The organism is Lelliottia sp. JS-SCA-14 (genome assembly GCF_035593345.1).
Lineage (GTDB): Bacteria > Pseudomonadota > Gammaproteobacteria > Enterobacterales > Enterobacteriaceae > Enterobacter > Enterobacter wanjuensis.
In genome coordinates this window covers 1,654,121-1,673,941 of sequence record NZ_CP141606.1, presented here as the reverse complement: position 1 = coordinate 1,673,941, position 19,821 = coordinate 1,654,121, and the positions used below count along the sequence as shown (strand labels likewise).

The window sequence follows — 19,821 nt, the reverse complement described above, 5'->3', positions numbered from 1 at the left end:
GACCTACAAGAACGTGATCGAGTCAAAAAGTAGGCCGGGTAAGGCGAAGCCGCCACCCGGCTTTTCTTTTGCACTTTGACTGCGCAGCCGGAATTGGGTAGTGTCACAGGCGCTCTTCGGACATTCAAAAAAGGACCCGGCTGTTCATGTTTTCAGGACTCTTAATCATTCTGCTGCCGCTGGTAGTGGGCTACCTTATTCCCCTTCGTCATGAGTCGGCATTAAAACTCATTAATCGCTTTCTCAGCTGGATTGTCTACGTCATCCTGTTTTTCATGGGAATAAGCCTTGCGTTCCTGGATAACCTGGCCGCCAATTTACTCTCAATTCTCCATTATTCTGTTGTGACTATTGTGGTTATTCTGGCGTGCAATATTGCCGCGCTATTCTGGCTTGAGCGCTCACTGCCATGGATTAATCACCACCAGCAGGAAAAATTACCCTCGCGAATTGCGATGGCGCTGGAATCATTAAAATTATGCGGCGTGGTCGTTCTCGGCTTTTTGCTTGGCCTGACCGGATTAGCCTTTTTACAACACGCCACCGAAGCCAGCGAATATACCCTGATTTTCCTTTTATTCCTGATCGGCATTCAGTTACGCAATAACGGTATGACGCTAAAACAGATTGTGCTTAATCGACGCGGAATGATCGTTGCGGTTGTGGTTGTCGGCAGCTCGCTTATCGGCGGCGTCATGAATGCCTTTATTCTCGATCTGCCGCTGAAAACCGGGCTGGCGATGGCCTCCGGTTTTGGCTGGTATTCTCTGTCCGGTATTCTGATGACGGAATCCTTTGGCCCGGTGATTGGCAGCGCCTCATTCTTTAACGATCTGGGCCGCGAGCTTATCGCCATTATGCTTATTCCTGGCCTGGTGCGAAAAAGCCGCTCTACGGCGCTCGGCCTGTGCGGTGCGACCTCAATGGACTTTACCCTGCCCGTCCTGCAGCGCTCCGGCGGTCTGGAGCTGGTCCCGGCGGCCATCGTCCACGGCTTTATTCTGAGCCTGCTGGTGCCGATTCTGATGGCGCTCTTCTCCGCGTAATACCTCTCTGGCGGTAGGTCTCTGCCGCCAAAATTGCGTTAAATCAATCTCCCTTTACTTTGTAGCAGAAAGACCTTTTCTCCGTCCGACCACAGGCATAACCTTAAACATGTATATCAAATATAACTTTAACAGGTGTGATTATGTTTTGTGTGCAATGTGAACAAACCATCCGTACCCCAGCCGGCAACGGCTGCTCCTACGCGCAGGGCATGTGCGGGAAAACCGCCGAAACGTCTGACCTGCAAGATCTGCTGATTGCCGCCCTGCAAGGCCTCTCCGCCTGGGCGGCAAAAGCGCGTGAATACGGCATTGTCGACCACTACATCGACAACTTCGCCCCGCGCGCCTTCTTCTCGACTCTCACTAACGTCAACTTCGATTCGCCACGCATCGTGGGCTACGCGCGTGAAGCCATCGCCCTGCGCGAAGCGCTGAAAGCGCAAAGCCTGCAAGCCGACGCCAGCGCTGCGGTCGACAACCCAATGGCCGGTCTGCAACTGGTCAGCGACGATCTGGGCGAGCTGCAGCGTCAGGCGGCGGAATTCACCCCGAATAAAGACAAAGCGGCGATTGGCGAGAACATTCTCGGCCTGCGTCTGCTGTGCCTGTACGGTCTGAAAGGGGCGGCGGCCTACATGGAACACGCCCACGTTCTCGGCCAGTACGACAACGATATCTACGCCCAGTACCACAAAATCATGGCGTGGCTCGGCACCTGGCCTTCCGATATGAACGCTCTGCTGGAGTGCTCCATGGAAATCGGCCAGATGAACTTCAAAGTGATGAGCATTCTGGACGCGGGCGAAACCAGCACCTACGGTCACCCGACGCCGACTCAGGTCAACGTTAAAGCCACCGCCGGGAAATGTATTCTGATTTCCGGTCATGACCTGAAAGATCTCTACAACCTGCTGCAACAGACCGAAGGCACGGGCGTGAACGTTTACACCCACGGCGAAATGCTGCCTGCCCACGGCTACCCGGAGCTGCGTAAATTCAAACATCTGGTCGGGAACTACGGCAGCGGCTGGCAGAACCAGCAGGTGGAGTTCGCCCGCTTCCCTGGCCCAATCGTCATGACCTCCAACTGCATCATCGATCCGACCGTCGGCTCCTATGACGATCGCATCTGGACCCGCAGCATCGTCGGCTGGCCGGGCGTGAGCCACCTCGAGGGCGATGATTTCGGTCCTGTGATCACCCAGGCGCAGCAGATGGCGGGCTTCCCCTTCAGCGAAATCGAACACCTGATCACCGTCGGCTTTGGTCGTGAAACCCTGCTCGGTGCGGCAGATTCCCTGATCGACCTGGTGAGCCGCGAAAAACTGCGCCACATCTTCCTGGTCGGCGGCTGCGACGGCGCACGTGGGGAACGCAACTACTTCACCGATTTTGCGACCAGCGTTCCGCAGGACTGCCTGATCCTGACCCTGGCATGCGGTAAGTACCGTTTCAACAAACTGGACTTCGGCGATATCGAAGGCCTGCCGCGCCTGATCGATGCCGGTCAGTGTAACGACGCCTACTCGGCGATCATTCTGGCGGTGACGCTGGCCGAGAAACTGGGCTGCGGCGTGAACGATCTGCCGCTGTCGCTGGTGCTTTCGTGGTTCGAGCAGAAAGCGATTGTGATCCTGCTGACCCTGCTGTCGCTCGGCGTGACCAACATCGTGACGGGCCCGACGGCGCCAGGCTTCCTGACCCCGGATCTGCTGGCGGTGCTTAACGAGAAATTTGGTCTGCGTTCTGTGACCACCGTTGAAGAAGACATGCAGCAACTGCTGAGCGCGTAAGGAGTTTTTCATGACGATGCCAACCTCACAATGCCCGTGGCGGATGCAGGTTCATCACATCCATCAGGAGACGCCGGATGTGTGGACGCTGTCGCTGCTGTGCCATGATTTTTACCCGTATCGCGCCGGTCAGTATGCGCTGGTGAGTGTCCGTAACTCGGCGGATACTCTGCGCGCCTACACTCTCTCCTCGACGCCGGGGGTGAGTGAATTCATCACGCTCACCGTGCGCCGGATCGACGACGGTGCCGGTTCCCAATGGCTGACCAACGAGGTGAAGCGCGGGGATTATCTGTGGCTCTCCGACGCGCAGGGGGATTTCGTCTGCGACGACAAAGCCGACGATAAATTCCTGATGCTGGCGGCAGGCTGCGGCGTAACGCCGGTGATGTCGATGCGTCGCTGGCTGGCGAAAAACCGTCCGCAGGCTGACGTGCAGGTGATCTTCAGCGTGCGCTCGCCGGAGGATGTGATTTTCGCCGACGAGTGGCGCAATTATCCGGTGACGCTGGTGGCAGAAAACAACGCCACCCACGGTTTTGTTGCGGATCGCCTGAGCCGCGAACTGCTGCAAAGCGTGCCGGATATCGCCTCACGCACCGTGATGACCTGCGGCCCCGCGCCCTATATGGAGATCGTGGAGAAAGAGGTGAAAGCGCTCGGCGTGACTCGCTTCTTCAAGGAGCAGTTCTTTACGCCCGTCGCCGACGCGGCTACCAGCGGGGTGAAATTCACCAAGCTGCAGCCAGCCCAGACTTTCTTCGGGCGCGTCGGCACCACGCTGCTGGAAGCGCTGGAAAGCAACAAGATTCCGGTGGTCGCCGCCTGTCGTGCGGGCGTGTGCGGGTGTTGTAAAACGAAAGTGGTTTCCGGTGAGTATTCTGTCAGCAGCACCATGACGCTGACGGATGCGGAAATCGCCGAGGGTTACGTGCTGGCGTGCTCCTGTCATCCGCAGGGTGATTTGGTTCTGGCGTAAAGTTGTGCGTGTTGTGCCCGGTGGCGCTGACGCTTACCGGGCCTACGATATCCTATACACCTGTAGGCCGGGTAAGGCGTAGCCGCCACCCGGCTTTTTTTATCTCAACGCCACGCCGGATCCCGCGCCAGCGCATAACGCCCTGCCCCCATAAACGCCACGGCCAGCGCGCCAATGAAGAAATAGACCAGGCTTTCAATCGCCCAGGCCCCGACAGCATCCAGCGCGAAAGTTTTGCCCGTGCCGACCATCAGCCACGCTACGATCATGGTAAACGCCAGCACCAGCGCCGCCGGACGCGTCAGGATCCCGAGCACAATCAGAACCGGTGCCACTACTTCACCAATCAACACGCCATAGGCAATAAACCCCGGCAGCCCTTTTGCCACCAGCATCCCGCTGATAAAGCCCACGCCGCCAAACAGCTTGTGCAGACCGTGAAACAGCATCAGCCCGCCGACCGCCAGACGTAATAACAGTTTGCCAAAATCGTCGTGCGTTAGCGTTCTATTAACAGCAATTAACAATGATTTAACCATCTGAAATGATTCCTGTTTTCACCCTGTGTCCCAGCAGAATATGACGAAATGTTGCACAAAGAAAGTCACTATTAATCGGGGGCATTAAACGGGCATAACGCTCAGTTTCTTCTAAGCTTGTAAGCGTTATCACAAAACGGAGAAGGACAACCATGAAACAGACCGTAGCGGCCTACGTAGCAAAAACCCTGGAACAGGCGGGCGTCAAACGCATCTGGGGCGTCACCGGCGATTCCCTCAATGGCTTAAGCGACAGCCTCAACCGAATGGGCACCATCGACTGGATGCCGACGCGTCACGAAGAGGTGGCGGCCTTTGCCGCAGGCGCAGAAGCGCAGCTGACAGGCGAGCTGGCGGTGTGCGCAGGATCCTGCGGGCCAGGCAACCTGCATCTGATTAACGGTCTTTTCGACTGCCATCGCAACCACGTTCCGGTGCTGGCGATTGCGGCGCATATTCCGTCGAGCGAAATCGGCAGCGGCTATTTTCAGGAGACGCATCCCCAGGAGCTGTTCCGTGAATGTAGCCACTACTGCGAGCTGGTCTCCACGCCGGAGCAGATCCCGCAGGTGATGGCGATCGCCATGCGCAAAGCGATCCTCAACCGCGGCGTATCGGTGGTGGTCCTGCCGGGCGACGTGGCGCTCAAAGCCGCGCCAGAAGGGGCCAGTACGCACTGGTATCAGGCTCCGCAGCCGGTCGTCACACCGGCGGAAGAGGAGCTGAAAAAACTGGCGCAACTCCTGCGCTACTCCAGCAATATCGCCCTGCTGTGCGGCAGCGGCTGTGCGGGGGCGCATAAAGAGTTAGTCGAATTTGCCGGAAAAATTAAAGCGCCGATTGTTCACGCCCTGCGCGGCAAAGAGCATGTGGAATACGACAACCCTTACGATGTCGGCATGACCGGCCTGATTGGCTTCTCGTCCGGGTTCCACACCATGATGAACGCCGACACCCTGGTGTTGCTCGGCACCCAGTTCCCCTATCGCGCGTTCTATCCAAACGATGCCAAAATCATCCAAATCGATATCAACCCCGGCAGCATCGGCGCGCACAGCAAGGTCGATATGGCGCTGATCGGGGATATCAAATCGACGCTGGCCGCCCTGCTCCCGCATCTGGAGGAGAAAACCGATCGCAAGTTCCTCGACAAGGCACTGAGCGACTATCGCGACGCGCGCAAAGGGCTGGACGATCTCGCCAAACCGAGCGAAAAAGCCATACACCCGCAGTACCTCGCGCAGCAGATCAGCCATTTCGCCTCTGATGACGCCATCTTTACCTGCGATGTCGGCACGCCGACCGTCTGGGCGGCGCGCTATCTGAAAATGAACGGCAAACGCCGCCTGATTGGCTCCTTCAACCACGGCTCGATGGCCAACGCCATGCCGCAGGCGCTGGGTGCGCAAGCCACCGCGCCGGAACGTCAGGTGGTGGCGATGTGCGGTGACGGCGGGTTTAGCATGCTGATGGGCGATTTCCTGTCGGTGGTGCAGATGAAACTTCCGCTCAAAATCGTGGTGTTTAACAACAGCGTGTTAGGTTTTGTGGCGATGGAGATGAAAGCCGGGGGCTATCTGACGGACGGCACCGAGCTCCACGACACCAACTTCGCGAAGATCGCCGAAGCCTGCGGGATCACCGGCATCCGTGTGGAAAAAGCGTCTGAGGTTGACGAAGCGCTGCAGCGCGCCTTCTCCATCGACGGCCCGGTGCTGGTGGACGTGGTGGTCGCCAAAGAGGAGCTGGCTATTCCGCCGCAGATCAAACTGGAGCAGGCGAAAGGCTTTAGCCTGTATATGCTGCGCGCCATTATCAGCGGGCGCGGCGACGAGGTTATCGAACTGGCAAAAACCAACTGGCTCAGGTAAAACAGTCGGCATTGCCTTTTAAAACACAGGGAAATGCCATGATTGATTTACGCAGTGATACCGTTACCCGTCCGAGTCGCGCCATGCTCGAAGAGATGATGGCCGCCCCGGTCGGGGATGACGTTTACGGTGACGATCCCACCGTCAATGAACTCCAGCGCTACGCCGTCGAATTAAGCGGTAAAGAGGCGGCGCTGTTCCTGCCGACAGGCACTCAGGCTAACCTGGTGGCGCTGCTCAGCCACTGCGAGCGCGGCGAAGAGTATATCGTCGGCCAGGGCGCGCATAACTATCTGTACGAAGCCGGTGGCGCGGCGGTGCTCGGCAGCATTCAGCCGCAGCCTATCGACGCCGCCGCTGACGGCTCCCTGCCGCTCGATAAAGTGGCGGCCAAAATCAAAGCCGACGATATCCACTTTGCCCGCACCAAACTCCTGAGTCTGGAAAATACCCACAACGGCAAAGTGCTGCCGCGCGAGTATCTCAAAGCCGCGTGGGAATTCACCCACGAGCGCAAACTGGGCCTGCACGTCGACGGGGCGCGTATCTTTAACGCCGTGGTGGAGTATGGCTGCGAGCTGAAAGAGATCACTCAGTACTGCGATTCGTTCACCATCTGCCTGTCGAAAGGGCTGGGGACGCCGGTCGGCTCCCTGCTGGTCGGGAACGCGGACTACATTAAGCGCGCTAACCGCTGGCGTAAAATGACCGGCGGCGGAATGCGTCAGGCCGGGATTCTGGCGGCGGCCGGGCTGTACGCCCTGAAAAATAACGTCGCTCGTCTGAAAGAAGATCACGACAACGCCGCCTGGATGGCGACGCAGCTGCGCGAGATCGGCGCGGATGTGATGCGTCACGACACCAATATGCTGTTCGTTCGCGTCGGCGAAGAGAATGCGGCGGCGCTGGGCGAGTATATGAAAGCCCACGGCGTGCTGATGAACGCCTCACCGATTGTGCGTCTGGTAATGCACCTCGATGTGAGCCGCGAGCAGCTGGCGGAAGTGGTCAAACACTGGCAGGCCTTTTTACAGCGTTAAGGAGCATGACGTGTCGCAACGAATTCTGGTGCTCGGCGCCAGCGGGTATATCGGTCAACATCTGACGACAGCGCTCAGCCAGCACGGTCATCAGGTGCTGGCGGCGGCACGTAATGTGGAACGCCTGCAAAAACTTAATCTGCCCAACGTCACCTGCCACGCGGTGGATCTCAACTGGCCGAAGGAGCTGCCCGCGCTGCTGGAAGGCGTCGATACGCTCTATTATCTGGTGCACAGCATGGGCGAAGGCGGTGACTTTATCGCCCATGAGCGCCAGGTGGCGCTGAACGTGCGCGATGCGCTGCTCCAGACGCCGGTGAAGCAGATTATTTTCCTCAGCTCACTCCAGGCACCAGAAAACGAACAGTCCGACCATCTGCGCGCCCGTCAGCTGACGGGCGAAATGCTGCGCAGCGCGGAGATCCCGGTGACGGAACTGCGGGCGGGCATTATCGTCGGCGCCGGTTCCGCGGCCTTCGAAGTGATGCGCGATATGGTCTACAACCTGCCGGTGCTCACGCCGCCTCGTTGGGTGCGTTCGCGCACCACGCCGATTGCGCTGGAAAACCTGCTGCACTATCTGGTGGAACTGCTGAATCATCCCACACAAACCCATCGCGTGCTGGAAGCGGCCGGGCCGGAAGTCCTCAGCTATCAGGAGCAGTTCGAACACTTCATGACCGTCAGCGGCCGTCGTCGCTGGCTGGTACCCATCCCCTTCCCCACCCGCTGGATTTCGGTGTGGTTCCTGAACGTGATCACTTCGGTTCCCCCGACCACCGCCAAGGCGCTGATCCAGGGGCTGAAGCACGATCTGCTGGCCGACGACCGCGAACTGCGGGCGCTGATTCCGCAGGATCTGACCCGCTTTGACGACGCGGTGCGCCACACCCTCAAAGAGGAAGAGGAGCTGATGAACTCCAGCGACTGGGGATATGACGCTCAGGCCTTTGCCCGCTGGCGACCGGAGTATGGCTACTATCCGAAGCAGGCCGGTTGCACGGTGAAAACCACCGCCAGCCTCGCCGCGCTGTGGGAAGTCATTAACCAGATCGGCGGCAAAGAGCGCTATTTCTTTGGCAACATTCTCTGGGACACGCGCGGGATGATGGATCTGCTGGTCGGGCATAAGCTGGCAAAAGGCCGCCCTGCGCACCCGTATTTACAGACCGGTGACGCCGTCGATAGCTGGAAGGTGATCATCGTCGAGCCGGAAAAACAGCTGGCGCTGCTGTTCGGTATGAAAGCCCCCGGCCTGGGTCGTCTATGCTTTACGTTGAAGGACAAAGGCGATCACCGCGAGCTGGACGTTCGCGCCTGGTGGCACCCGCACGGCATGCCGGGGCTGTTCTACTGGCTGTTTATGATCCCGGCGCATCTGTTCATCTTCCGGGGTATGGCGAAGCGTATTGCGCATCTTGCAGAAGGAATGACGGAAAAAGTCTGATTAATCCTCTGATTCTTTCACCTTTCCCATTGCAACATGACGTAATTCACGGAAGAATGCGCACGAAATTCTTTTCAACACAGTGGATAGATATGAAGGTACTGGTTACCGGCGCCACCAGCGGCTTAGGTCGAAATGCGGTCGAGTTTTTGCGTCAGAAAGGCATCAGCGTCAGAGCTACCGGTCGTAACGAAGCGATGGGTAAACTCCTGCAAAAAATGGGCGCGGAATTTATCCACGCCGATCTGACGGAGCTGGTTTCCTCGCAAGCCAAAGCCATGCTCGCCGGTATCGACACACTGTGGCACTGCTCCAGCTTTACCTCGCCGTGGGGAACGCAGCAGGCGTTCGACCTGGCCAACGTTCGCGCCACCCGCCGACTCGGCGAATGGGCCGTGGCCTGGGGCGTGCGCAACTTCGTGCATATCTCCTCCCCGTCGCTCTATTTTGACTATCACCACCATCGCGATATTCAGGAAGATTTCCGCCCGGCGCGTTTCGCCTGTGAGTTCGCGCGCAGCAAAGCGGCCAGCGAAGAGGTGATCGATCTGCTGGCGCAATCCAACCCGCACACCCGCTTTACCGTTCTGCGTCCGCAGAGCCTGTTTGGGCCGCACGACAAAGTGTTTATCCCGCGCCTGGCGCAGATGATGCACCACTACGGCAGCGTGCTGTTGCCGCGCGGCGGCGATGCGCTGGTGGATATGACCTACTACGAAAACGCGGTGCACGCGATGTGGCTGGCGAGCCAGACCGAGTGCGATCACCTGGTCTCCGGTCGCGCCTACAACATCACCAACGGCGAACCGCAAACGTTGCGCAGTATCGTCCAGCGCCTGATCGATGAGCTGAACATCCACTGCCGCATTCGTTCTGTGCCCTACCCGATGCTGGATATGATCGCCCGCAGCATGGAACGTTTTGGCAATAAATCGGCGAAAGAACCGGCCCTGACGCACTACGGCGTGTCAAAGCTGAACTTCGATTTTACGCTGGACACCACGCGCGCCGAGACCGAGCTGGGCTATCAGCCGATCGTAACCCTCGATGAAGGGATTGTGCGCACGGCGGCGTGGCTGCGGGATCACGGCAAGCTGCACCGCTAATTACCCCTGCCCGTACTTCTCTAACAACGCTCTAGCAATCGCCAGCGTTTCAGCATCGGCAATACCGTTCCAGAGCTCGGGACGGTAGTGCATCTGGAAGACCATAATCACCCGCTTTTGCTGCGCCGCGGTGCTGTTATCCGGCACTTCGTAACCGTAGCGCATCAGCAGATCGAGCAGCGCTGCCGTATCGACGGGCTCATACTTCGACTTTCCGTTGAGATAAAAGGTCACGCGCGCGGGATCGGGCCAGGCACCGATGCCCTGCTGGGCCAGCATCTGCCATGGGAACAGCGGGCCGGGATCGTCTTTGCGCTGGGGGGCGATATCCGAATGGGCCACCACGTTCTCGGGCTTGATGTTGTAGCGGGCGATAATGTCTTTGGCGAGAGGGATCAGCGCCGCGATTTGCGCCGGTTCAAACGGGGTAAAGGTTTTCTCGCCGTTCGATTTTTGCCAGCCGCGGTTTTCGAGCTCGATGCCAATCGAGGTATCGTTGATGCGGTTGGTCCCGCGCCAGAAACTGATCCCCGCGTGCCAGGCTAACTCTTTCTCCGGCACCAGCTGCCAGATGCGCGGCTTGCCCGATGGCTGAGGGGGATTCGCGGGGATGAGATAGTGGGAGCTGACGTTTTTGTCCGTGAGCGTCGCCAGCGAGCTGTCAAAATCATCGGCGGTATAGTGGATCACCAGCACTTTAATGCGCGGATACGCGGCCTGCGCCTGATGGCGGGTGTCCAGCTCATAGGCCCCTTTATCGATAATCCCTTTCTCCGCACAGCCTGCCAGCAACAGCGCCAGCAGGAGTGTCGATAATACGCGTTTCATCGGCGCGTTTTCACCGCCGTCCCGCTGACGCTCACCATCAGCATGCTGGCGTCTTTCCCGACGGTTTCGTAGTCGATATCAATGCCAACGACCGCATCCGCGCCCAGCGCTTTGGCCTGCTCGCCCAGCTCTTTAAAGGCGATTTCGCGCGCCTTGCGCAGCTCTTTCTCATAGGCTCCGGAACGACCGCCGACGATATCGCGGATCCCGGCGAAAAAGTCGCGGAATATATTCGCGCCAAGAATGGCTTCACCGGTCACGACGCCGCAATACTCGACAATCGGTTGTCCTTCCAGCGTCGGGGTTGTGGAAAATTGCATCATTTATCTCCCTCTTTAGCGTTCAATGCCTTAGGCGGCTAACTCAACAGCATTATCGGTTCGTTACGCTATTATTGAAAGGATAGTTAATCATTAAGGAAATCAACATGCGCTATTCTGCTTTGACGCTTTTAGTGCCGTGCGCGCTGCTGCTCAGCGCCTGCACCACCACGGTCACCCCTGCTTTTAAGGATATCGGGACACGCAGCGGTCCGTGCATTGACGGCGGCCCTGACACCGTGGCTCAACAGTTCTACGATTACCGTATTTCCCACAAGAGCAGCGATCTCACCGCCCTGCGCCCGTACCTGAGTGATAATCTGGCGAAACTGCTGAACGACGCTTCACGCGATCCGCAGCATAACGCGCTGCTCAAATCCGATCCGTTCTCCAGCCGTACCACGCTGCCTGACAGCGCCGAGGTTTCCAGCGCTTCCACCATCCCGAACACCGACGCACGCAACATTCCGCTGCGGGTCAAACTGACCCAGGGCAGCCAGACCTGGCAGGATGAAGTGCTGATGATCCGCGAGGGCCAGTGCTGGGCCATCGACGACGTGCGTTACATCGGCGGCAGCGTCCACGCCCCTGCCGGTACGCTTCGCCAGTCGATCGAGAATCGTTAGTTCAGAATGGTTTCCCCCGTAAAATGTGCGGCATTTCGTGAGGAATGCCGACATTTATACTCGCGCCCATAGCCGTACGCGATTTTGTGCTATGTTTAAACCTGAATACGGTTTATATTTAACTTTTAACGCATAAATATTGCATAACTATTCTGTCAACGGTACTATCTGCGGCCTCAATTGCTATAGATTGCCTGGATGAGTAAAGACTGCCCCGATGAGTATTCAACTAAACGGCATTAACTGCTTCTACGGCGCACACCAGGCGCTGTTCGACATCACGCTGAACTGCCCAGAGGGCGAAACGCTGGTTTTGCTTGGCCCAAGCGGCGCAGGTAAAAGCTCACTGCTGCGCGTCCTCAATCTGCTTGAAATGCCACGTTCCGGCCAGCTCGATATCGCCGGGAATCATTTCGATTTCACCAAAGCCCCTTCCGATAAAGCGATCCGCTCTCTTCGTCAGAACGTCGGCATGGTGTTTCAGCAATACAATCTCTGGCCGCACCTCACCGTGCAGCAAAACCTGATCGAAGCGCCCTGCCGCGTGCTGGGGTTAAGCAAAGAAAGGGCCCTCGCCCGTGCGGAAAAACTGCTCGAACGTCTGCGCTTAAAACCCTACAGCGATCGCTATCCGCTGCACCTCTCCGGCGGTCAGCAGCAGCGTGTTGCCATTGCCCGCGCGCTGATGATGGAGCCGCAGGTGCTGCTGTTTGATGAGCCGACCGCCGCGCTGGACCCGGAAATTACCGCCCAGATCGTCAGCATTATCCGCGAGCTGGCCGAAACCAATATCACCCAGGTGATCGTCACCCATGAAGTGGAAGTGGCGCGCAAAACCGCCAGCCGCGTGGTGTACATGGAAAACGGTCATATTGTTGAACAAGGTGATGCGAGCTGCTTTACCGCCCCGCAAACCGACGCCTTTAAAAACTATTTATCTCACTGATGTGTTAGGGAAAATGACAATGAAAAAAGTACTGATAGCCGCCCTGCTTGCTAGCGTCAGCCTTTCCGCTTCCGCCGCACAGACCATTCGTTTCGCCATGGAAGCCTCGTATCCTCCGTTTGAATCCATGGACGCCAGCAATAAGATCGTCGGCTTCGACGTGGATCTGGCCAACGCCCTGTGCAAAGAGATCGACGCCACCTGTACCTTCACCAACCAGGCGTTCGACAGCCTGATCCCAAGCCTGAAGTTCCGTCGTTTTGACGCGGTGATTTCCGGTATGGACATCACCCCAGAGCGTGAAAAGCAGGTTCTGTTCACCCAGCCGTACTATGAAAACTCTGCCCTGTTCGTCGGCCAGAAAGGCAAAATTGCCGATATCGCCGCGCTGAAAGGCAAAAAAGTCGGGATGCAGAACGGCTCCACGCACCAGAAATTCATCACCGATAAGCACCCGGAAATCACCGTTGTGCCTTACGACAGCTACATGAACGCCAAGCTGGATATGCAGAATGGCCGTATTGATGCGGTATTCGGGGACACTGCCGTGGTAACCGAGTGGCTGAAAGCAGAGCCGAAACTGGCCGCTATCGGCGATAAAGTGACGGACAAAGATTACTTCGGTACGGGTCTTGGCATCGCCGTTCGTCAGGGCAACACCGACCTGCAGCAGAAACTCAATACTGCGCTGGATAAAGTGAAAAAAGACGGTACTTACCAGACCATCTATTCCAAATGGTTCCAGAAGTAAGATCTGATGAACGAACTTTTTCCATTAGCAAGCGCCGCCGGGATGACCGTCGGCCTTGCCGTTTGCGCACTCATTATCGGCCTGGTGCTGGCGATGTTCTTTGCGGTGTGGGAGTCAGCCAAATGGCGCCCGGTCGCATGGGCAGGCTCGGGGCTGGTGACCGTTCTGCGCGGACTGCCGGAAATCCTGGTGGTCCTGTTTATCTATTTCGGCTCGTCACAGCTGCTGCTGATGCTGTCGGACGGCTTCACGATTAATCTCGGCTTTGCGCAGATCCCGGTGCAGATGCAGATCGAGAACTTCGACGTCAGCCCGTTCCTGTGCGGCGTGATCGCCCTTTCCCTGCTCTATTCCGCCTATGCGTCCCAGACGCTGCGCGGCGCGCTGAAAGCGGTGCCGGTCGGCCAGTGGGAATCCGGCCAGGCGCTGGGGTTATCGAAAGCGGCGATTTTCTTCCGCCTGGTGATGCCGCAGATGTGGCGTCATGCCCTGCCAGGGCTGGGCAATCAGTGGCTGGTGCTGCTGAAAGATACCGCGCTGGTCAGCCTGATCAGCGTCAACGATTTAATGCTGCAAACCAAAAGCATCGCCACCCGCACCCAGGAGCCTTTCACCTGGTATATCGTTGCGGCGGCTATCTACCTGGTGATCACGTTGCTGAGCCAGTACGTTCTTAAACGTATTGACCTGCGCGCAACGCGTTTTGAACGGAGACCTGGCTGATGCTTGAGTATTTACCGGAGCTGATGAAAGGGCTGCACACCAGCCTGACGCTGACCGTGGCGTCCATCGTGGTGGCTCTGATTCTGGCACTCTTTTTCACCATCGTTCTGACGCTGAAAACGCCGGTGCTGGTATGGGTGGTTCGCGCCTATATCACCCTGTTTACCGGCACGCCGCTGCTGGTGCAGATCTTCCTGATTTACTACGGGCCGGGCCAGTTCCCGTCGCTGCAGAACTATCCGGTCATCTGGCATCTGCTGTCTGAACCGTGGCTGTGCGCCCTGATTGCGCTCTCCCTGAACAGTGCTGCCTATACCACTCAGCTGTTCTACGGTGCGATTCGCGCTATTCCGGAAGGACAATGGCAGTCCTGCGGTGCGCTGGGGATGAGCAAGAAAGACACCCTGGCGATCCTGCTGCCGTATGCCTTTAAACGCGCGCTCTCTTCGTATTCCAACGAAGTGGTGCTGGTGTTTAAAAGTACCTCTCTGGCCTACACCATTACGCTGATGGAAGTGATGGGCCACGGGCAGCTGCTCTACGGACGCACCTATGACGTGATGGTCTTCGGCGCGGCGGGTCTGGTTTATCTGGTGGTGAACGGCCTGCTGACGCTGCTGATGCGCCTCATTGAGAGCAAAGCGCTGGCCTTCGAACGCCGCAACTAACTGCATAATAACTGCATTACGAAAACGGGTAAGTCTAACGACTGCCCGTTTTTTTTCTCTCAATGAAAATACTTAATCATATTTATTGCATACAAATTCATTAACTGGCATTGTACGTCCATGCCGCAGACACGGCGCATAATGACAAGATTGACAGACGGGAGCATTAAAATGAAAAAGTTAGTTCTGGCTGCATTACTGGCAACCTTCGCCGCAGGCGCTACGGCCGCTGATAAAATCAATTTCGGCGTTTCAGCCACTTACCCACCGTTCGAATCGCTGGATGCCAGCAACCAGATCGTCGGTTTTGATATCGATCTCGCCAAAGCGCTGTGCAAACAGATGCAGGCCGACTGTACCTTCACCAACCACGCGTTCGACAGCCTGATCCCGTCTCTGAAATTCAAAAAATACGACGCGGTGATTTCCGGAATGGACATCACGCCAGAGCGCAGCAAGCAGGTCTCCTTTACCGACCCGTACTACGCCAACTCGGCGGTGGTGATTGCGAAGAAAGGGGCGTTCAGCTCTTTTGAGCAGCTGAAAGGCAAACGCATCGGCATGGAAAACGGCACCACGCACCAGAAATACCTGCAGGATAAGCATCCGGAAGTGAAAACCGTGGCGTATGACAGCTACCAGAACGCGATCATCGACCTGAAAAATGGCCGTATCGATGGCGTGTTTGGCGACACGGCGGTGGTGAACGAGTGGCTGAAAACCAATCCGCAGCTGGGTACGGCGACGGAGAAAGTGACCGACGCACAGTATTTCGGCACCGGTCTGGGTATCGCGGTTCGTCCGGATAATAAAGCGTTGCTGGAAAAACTGAACGGCGCGCTGAAAGCGATCAAAACCGACGGGACGTATCAGAAAATTAGCGACCAGTGGTTCCCGCAGTAATTGTGCGATGATTTTGCCGGGTGGCGGCTACGCCTTACCCGGCCTACGGGATCGGGGGTTTTTGTAGGCCGGGTAAGCGTAAGCGCCACCCGGCATTTCATTTAACGGCACATAAACCGTCATTGAGGTTTTTGTAGGCCGGGTAAGCATAAGCGCCACCCGGCACCTCTTACAGAGGAACATAAAACCTAAACTTCGCCCCCGGTTCAAAATCCTGCAAAGCTATCCCGCCTCCATGCAATTCCAGCATCCGTTTCACAATCAACAACCCCAGCCCACCGCGATTCTCACGCGATGCCTGCGGGTTTAACGCTGATGGCCGCTGGAATAGATCCTCACGTAACGACTCGTCAATCCCCGGCCCGCTGTCCGTCACTTCCACCTGCAACTGCTCATTCTCCTGCCACACAGACAGCCGAATATCCCCGCCCGACGGCGTATGACGCACCGCGTTATCCAGCAGATTCGTCACCACCCGCTCGATCATCGACACATCGGCAAACACCAGCGGCAGCGGCCCCGGCACGTCAATATGCAGCCGCAGCTGCCGCGTCTGGGCGGTCAGCTCGAATTTCTGCGCCACGTCGGAGATCAGCTCCGCCATCGCAAAACGCTCGCGCTGCGGCTTGATGCCGCCGTGCTCCAGCCGGGCCAGCTCAAACAGCTGCTGCGAAAGATGACGCACCTTCTGCCCCTGGCGCAGCGCCGTCGCCAGATACTGCTGATGCTGCTCCGCGCTCAGAGTGGCGGATTTCAGCGACAGGGTTTCCAGATAGCCCAGCAACGACGTCAGCGGCGTGCGCAAATCGTGAGAGATATTGGCGATAAACTCCCGGCGCTGGCGGTCACTGTCGGCCAGTTTGTCCCACTGAGCGGTGATCTGCCGCGCCAGCTCGATAAAGGTATTGCGCAGCTGCGTGACCTCATCCGCCGTACCCGGTTCCGGCGTTTGTGCCGCGAGCTTTTTAATGGCGCTGATGCTGTCCTGCTCCAGCCCGGAAACCTCCGCCGTCAGCCGCTTCACCGGCCGCGTCACCCAGAACCAGACCAGCCCTCCCGCCAGCAGGGAAAACATCGCCGCCACCAGCAGGGACCACATCGCCGTACTCCAGAGCGTCTTGTGCCACGCCATGTCCGCCAGAGCGTTAAACTCCTCGCCCTGCAGGATGATATACAGATATCCGCGCAGCTCCCCGCCCTGCCTCAGCGGCGTCACGCTGAACACTTTCTGTTTATCGAGGCTCCGGGGATCGTCGCCATACACCGGCCAGCTGGTGCCGCTGAGAAAAGTTTGCACCGGTGCCATCGCGATTTTTTGGCGCTGGATATGCCCCGGCGGCGCGGCGTCCGCCAGCAGATCGCCGTCGGGCGAGATCACGTACAGCTCCACGCTCGGGTTAAAGGTCATCAGCCGATCAAACAGCGGTTTCAGGCGGCTGCGATCGACCTGCCCCTGCGCGTCCAGCACTGGCTCGCGCTGGACAATCTGCTGCGCCAACCCGCTGGAAAGGCGTTGCACCATCGCGTTGCCGTACTGCATGCTGGCGTAAAGCTGCACCACGCAGGCCACGGAGGCGCACAGGATCAGCAGCAGGATAAACAGCAGCGTTAGCCGCTGGCTGAGGCTAAGACGTCGCATCATGGTTCAGTTCCGCAAATTTGTAGCCTTTGCCCCAGACGGTGCGAATGATTTCCGGCTCGGCGGCGTCTTTTTCGATTTTGATCCGCAGGCGGTTGATGTGGGTGTTGACGGTGTGCTCGTAGCCTTCATGCTGATAGCCCCAGACCTGCTCCAGCAGCGCCAGCCGCGAGAACACTTCGCCCGGATGACGGGCAAAAAACCAGAGCAGTTCGAACTCGCGCGGGGTGAGATCCACCTCTTTGCCGTGCAGACGCACGCTGCGCGAAAGCGGATCGAGGGTCAGGCCGTGGGCTGAAATGGTGTCATTGGCCTGCGCCTGCCCCATCGCCTGCTGGCGGCGAAACAGGGCTTTGATGCGCGCGATCAGCTCCTGCACGGAGAAAGGTTTTGCCAGATAGTCGTCGGCACCGGTTTCGAGGCCGGTGATGCGGTCGGTTTCACTGCTGCGGGCGCTGATGATGATGATTGGCAGATAGCGGGTGAGCTGGCGGATGCGGCGGCAGATCTCCAGTCCGTCGACGTTTGGCAGCATCAGATCGAGGATCACCGCGTCCCAGTGGACCTGGTCAATTCGTTCCAGCGCCCGCGCCCCGTCTGCTTCGTGCGTGATCGCATAGCCTTCGTCTTCGAGGTTTAATCGCAAAAGGGATGCGATATCGCTGTCATCTTCCACCAGCAGGATCTGCTTCATCGGTAAGCCTTAATTCATCTTGAATAGCTAAAGCTTACCTGATTTTGGGCGGCGAAAGAGTTCACATTTTGTTGAAGATTGTGCGGGGGTTCTGTCGGGTGGCGGCTACGCCTTACCCGACCTACAAAAAGCGTCGGACCTGTGGGCCGGGTAAGGCAAAGCCGCACCCGGCAAAAAGATCGCACCGGACCCGTAGGCCGGGTAAGGCGCAGCCGCCACCCGGCATGTCTTACAAACGGATGAGCAGCGTCAACACTTCATAGTGCGCCGTATGCGGGAACATATCGAAAAGCTGCACCCGCTCGACGCGGTAACCCGAAAGCATCGCGATATCTTTCGCCATGGTCTGGGCGTTACAGCTGGAGTAGATAATCGTCTTCGGTGCCATCTGGCTCAGGTATTCACAGAGGGCTTTGCCGATGCCGCGACGCGGCGGATTGACCAGCACCAGGTCCGGAACGCTGCCCTGCCCGGTGGCAAACTGCGTGGAGTCCAGCGCCTGGAAATGCAGATCCATCAGACCCAATTCGGCGGCAGACTGTTTCGCGCAGGCGATGGCCTCGGCGGAGATCTCGATCCCGGTCAGTTTCATGTTTGGCGTCGCGCAGTGCAGGCCAAAGCCGCCGACTCCGCAGAACAGATCCCACATATGATCGATATCTAACGCCCGCACCCAGTCGCGCGCCGTGGCGTAAAGACGGCTGGCGACCACCGGGTTGGTCTGGAAGAAACTTTGCGGGCGGATCCACAGCGGCACGCCGTTGAAATTCTCAGCCAGCGCCTGCTGTTCGGTGAGGAAAATCTCTTTCTCCCCCTCCATGATCGCCATATGCACTGGCTGAATATTGGCAGCGATCAGCTTCAGCTGCGGGAGCTGCTGTTGCAGCCACGGCAGCGCCGCGCGCAGTTGTTCCAGCTTGGTTTCAGAGCGCAGCACGAAGCGCAGCATCATCCCGCCGTCGAGCTGGCTTTCGGTCAGCAGGAGATATTTCAGTTCACCGCGCTGACGAGCGACGTTGTAGGGCGTCAGACCGGCGCGAGCGATAAAGGGTTTCAGCGCGGCGAAGACCGGCTCAAAGGACGCGGGATAGAGCGGGCAATCCGTGAGATCTTCCGGCGTGCCGTCGCGATGCAGCATGCCGAGCAGCGGTCGTTCGACGCTGCCGCTGACCACCATTTTGGCTTTATTACGAAAGCCCTGCTCCGGACCGCTGACAGGCGCGCACCACTCCGCCACCGGATGCTCAGCCAGCAGCTGCTGGAGATCGGCCATTTTGGCGGCGAGTTGTTGGGAAACCGGCTGTTCTATCCACTGACAGGAGCGGCAGCGACCGGCGTCATAGAGTGCGCACTGCATAGGAAAACCTCATTGTTCGCGAGGGCAGCGATTATACACATTATTGCAGGCGGAAGAACCTCCGGCTGGACGCCGGAACAAACAGCAGGAACAGCACCAGCAGGTCCGGCAGTTTCTGTATCACCAGCGAGCGGAAAATCTCCCGCTTCGACTCCCCGGCAATGCTGAACAGTTCAGGGTAGCCGTAACCAATCGAGGCGGCCCACAGATAGCCCGTGGCAATGACCTGCGTCAGAAGATAGACCCAGCGCGCCCAGTTGCGCCCTTTCGCCAGGGAAAACGCGCAGTAAATCTCGACGAACACCAGCACCAGGCTCGCGAAAAAGACCAGCGTCAGATTCCATGTCTGCACGCTGCGATGGATAAACTCGCCCACGCCTTTCACGCCGAGCATGTTAAACACCATCAGCAGATCAAGGCAGCGAATCAGAATAATGGCGAGCGCAGCCACCTGCACCAGAGCAGGAACGTTGAGGCGCGCATGCGAATGTCGTGATTTGCTAAAAAATCCCAATGTTTTTACTTCCCTGAAAAACAGTGCC

20 protein-coding genes are annotated in these 19,821 nt (G+C 57.9%); 13 read left to right on the top strand and 7 right to left on the bottom strand.

What is annotated here, in order from left to right:
• The first annotated feature begins 146 nt into the window (after nt 1-146).
• The 3 genes from U9O48_RS07880 to hcr all read left to right on the top strand — a co-directional run bounded on the left by U9O48_RS07880 (nt 147) and on the right by hcr (nt 3,821).
• Nucleotides 147-1,046, top strand: coding sequence for a lysine exporter LysO family protein (locus U9O48_RS07880; protein WP_324724007.1), 900 nt, complete (start codon nt 147-149; stop codon nt 1,044-1,046).
• Between the two features lie 143 nt (nt 1,047-1,189).
• Nucleotides 1,190-2,842 (top strand): hydroxylamine reductase, encoded by a 1,653-nt coding sequence (gene hcp, locus U9O48_RS07875; protein ID WP_324724006.1) that lies wholly within the window; start codon nt 1,190-1,192, stop codon nt 2,840-2,842.
• A 10-nt stretch (nt 2,843-2,852) separates the two neighbouring features.
• A complete protein-coding gene (gene hcr / locus U9O48_RS07870; RefSeq protein ID WP_324724005.1) occupies nt 2,853-3,821 on the top strand; it encodes an NADH oxidoreductase in 969 nt (322 codons plus the stop codon).
• Between the two features lie 104 nt (nt 3,822-3,925).
• On the opposite strand, the gene U9O48_RS07865 is transcribed toward hcr, so the two are convergent.
• Complete coding sequence (locus U9O48_RS07865; protein ID WP_285145455.1) at nt 3,926-4,360, bottom strand: DoxX family protein; 435 nt, start codon at nt 4,358-4,360, stop codon at nt 3,926-3,928.
• Nucleotides 4,361-4,512: 152 nt separating this feature from the next.
• Here U9O48_RS07865 and poxB point away from each other — a divergent pair, with 152 nt between their 5' ends.
• The 4 genes from poxB (at nt 4,513) to U9O48_RS07845 (ending at nt 9,824) form a co-directional block, all read left to right on the top strand.
• Nucleotides 4,513-6,231: a ubiquinone-dependent pyruvate dehydrogenase gene (gene poxB, locus U9O48_RS07860; protein ID WP_282492340.1), complete on the top strand. Its 1,719-nt coding sequence runs from the start codon at nt 4,513-4,515 to the stop codon at nt 6,229-6,231.
• A gap of 38 nt (nt 6,232-6,269) precedes the next feature.
• The gene (gene ltaE, locus U9O48_RS07855; protein WP_324724004.1) at nt 6,270-7,271 is read left to right on the top strand and encodes a low-specificity L-threonine aldolase; all 1,002 of its coding nucleotides are present in this window, start codon (nt 6,270-6,272) and stop codon (nt 7,269-7,271) included.
• A 10-nt stretch (nt 7,272-7,281) separates the two neighbouring features.
• Nucleotides 7,282-8,718 (top strand): SDR family oxidoreductase, encoded by a 1,437-nt coding sequence (locus tag U9O48_RS07850; RefSeq protein ID WP_285149122.1) that lies wholly within the window; start codon nt 7,282-7,284, stop codon nt 8,716-8,718.
• 92 nt (nt 8,719-8,810) lie between these two features.
• Complete coding sequence (locus U9O48_RS07845; protein ID WP_095284225.1) at nt 8,811-9,824, top strand: NAD-dependent epimerase/dehydratase family protein; 1,014 nt, start codon at nt 8,811-8,813, stop codon at nt 9,822-9,824.
• Here U9O48_RS07845 and U9O48_RS07840 read toward each other — a convergent pair whose 3' ends face one another.
• Entirely contained in the window at nt 9,825-10,652 is an 828-nt protein-coding gene (locus tag U9O48_RS07840; RefSeq protein WP_285149121.1) for an N-acetylmuramoyl-L-alanine amidase, read from the bottom strand.
• Nucleotides 10,649-10,972, bottom strand: a complete 324-nt coding sequence (locus U9O48_RS07835) for a heavy metal-binding domain-containing protein (protein ID WP_012016782.1) — start codon at nt 10,970-10,972, stop codon at nt 10,649-10,651. The genes U9O48_RS07840 and U9O48_RS07835 overlap by 4 nt, the downstream gene beginning before the upstream one ends.
• A gap of 107 nt (nt 10,973-11,079) precedes the next feature.
• On the opposite strand from U9O48_RS07835, the gene U9O48_RS07830 reads away from it, so the two are divergent.
• From U9O48_RS07830 to artJ, 6 genes are all read left to right on the top strand, one after another.
• Nucleotides 11,080-11,598, top strand: a complete 519-nt coding sequence (locus U9O48_RS07830; protein ID WP_282492336.1) for a lipoprotein — start codon at nt 11,080-11,082, stop codon at nt 11,596-11,598.
• Nucleotides 11,599-11,815: 217 nt separating this feature from the next.
• Nucleotides 11,816-12,544, top strand: coding sequence for an arginine ABC transporter ATP-binding protein ArtP (gene artP, locus U9O48_RS07825; protein WP_282492335.1), 729 nt, complete (start codon nt 11,816-11,818; stop codon nt 12,542-12,544).
• Nucleotides 12,545-12,563: 19 nt separating this feature from the next.
• Nucleotides 12,564-13,295 (top strand): arginine ABC transporter substrate-binding protein ArtI, encoded by a 732-nt coding sequence (artI, locus tag U9O48_RS07820; RefSeq protein ID WP_285145461.1) that lies wholly within the window; start codon nt 12,564-12,566, stop codon nt 13,293-13,295.
• A 6-nt stretch (nt 13,296-13,301) separates the two neighbouring features.
• Nucleotides 13,302-14,018 (top strand): arginine ABC transporter permease ArtQ, encoded by a 717-nt coding sequence (artQ, locus tag U9O48_RS07815; protein ID WP_324724002.1) that lies wholly within the window; start codon nt 13,302-13,304, stop codon nt 14,016-14,018.
• Entirely contained in the window at nt 14,018-14,686 is a 669-nt protein-coding gene (gene artM / locus U9O48_RS07810; protein WP_285145462.1) for an arginine ABC transporter permease ArtM, read from the top strand. The genes artQ and artM overlap by 1 nt, the downstream gene beginning before the upstream one ends.
• Before the next feature lie 171 nt (nt 14,687-14,857).
• Nucleotides 14,858-15,589 (top strand): arginine ABC transporter substrate-binding protein ArtJ, encoded by a 732-nt coding sequence (artJ, locus tag U9O48_RS07805; protein ID WP_324724001.1) that lies wholly within the window; start codon nt 14,858-14,860, stop codon nt 15,587-15,589.
• Nucleotides 15,590-15,758: 169 nt separating this feature from the next.
• On the opposite strand, the gene U9O48_RS07800 is transcribed toward artJ, so the two are convergent.
• The 4 genes from U9O48_RS07800 to U9O48_RS07785 all read right to left on the bottom strand — a co-directional run bounded on the left by U9O48_RS07800 (nt 15,759) and on the right by U9O48_RS07785 (nt 19,817).
• Nucleotides 15,759-17,231, bottom strand: coding sequence for a sensor histidine kinase (locus tag U9O48_RS07800; RefSeq protein ID WP_324724000.1), 1,473 nt, complete (start codon nt 17,229-17,231; stop codon nt 15,759-15,761).
• Nucleotides 17,215-17,922 carry a response regulator transcription factor gene (locus U9O48_RS07795; RefSeq protein ID WP_324723999.1) on the bottom strand — a complete coding sequence of 236 codons (708 nt, stop codon included), beginning with the start codon at nt 17,920-17,922 and terminating at the stop codon, nt 17,215-17,217. Before U9O48_RS07795 ends, U9O48_RS07800 begins: the two co-directional genes overlap by 17 nt.
• Nucleotides 17,923-18,151: 229 nt before the next feature.
• Nucleotides 18,152-19,279, bottom strand: coding sequence for a 23S rRNA (uracil(747)-C(5))-methyltransferase RlmC (gene rlmC / locus U9O48_RS07790; protein ID WP_324723998.1), 1,128 nt, complete (start codon nt 19,277-19,279; stop codon nt 18,152-18,154).
• 40 nt (nt 19,280-19,319) lie between these two features.
• Nucleotides 19,320-19,817, bottom strand: a complete 498-nt coding sequence (locus tag U9O48_RS07785; protein WP_324724387.1) for a YbjO family protein — start codon at nt 19,815-19,817, stop codon at nt 19,320-19,322.
• Between the last annotated feature and the right edge of the window lie 4 nt (nt 19,818-19,821).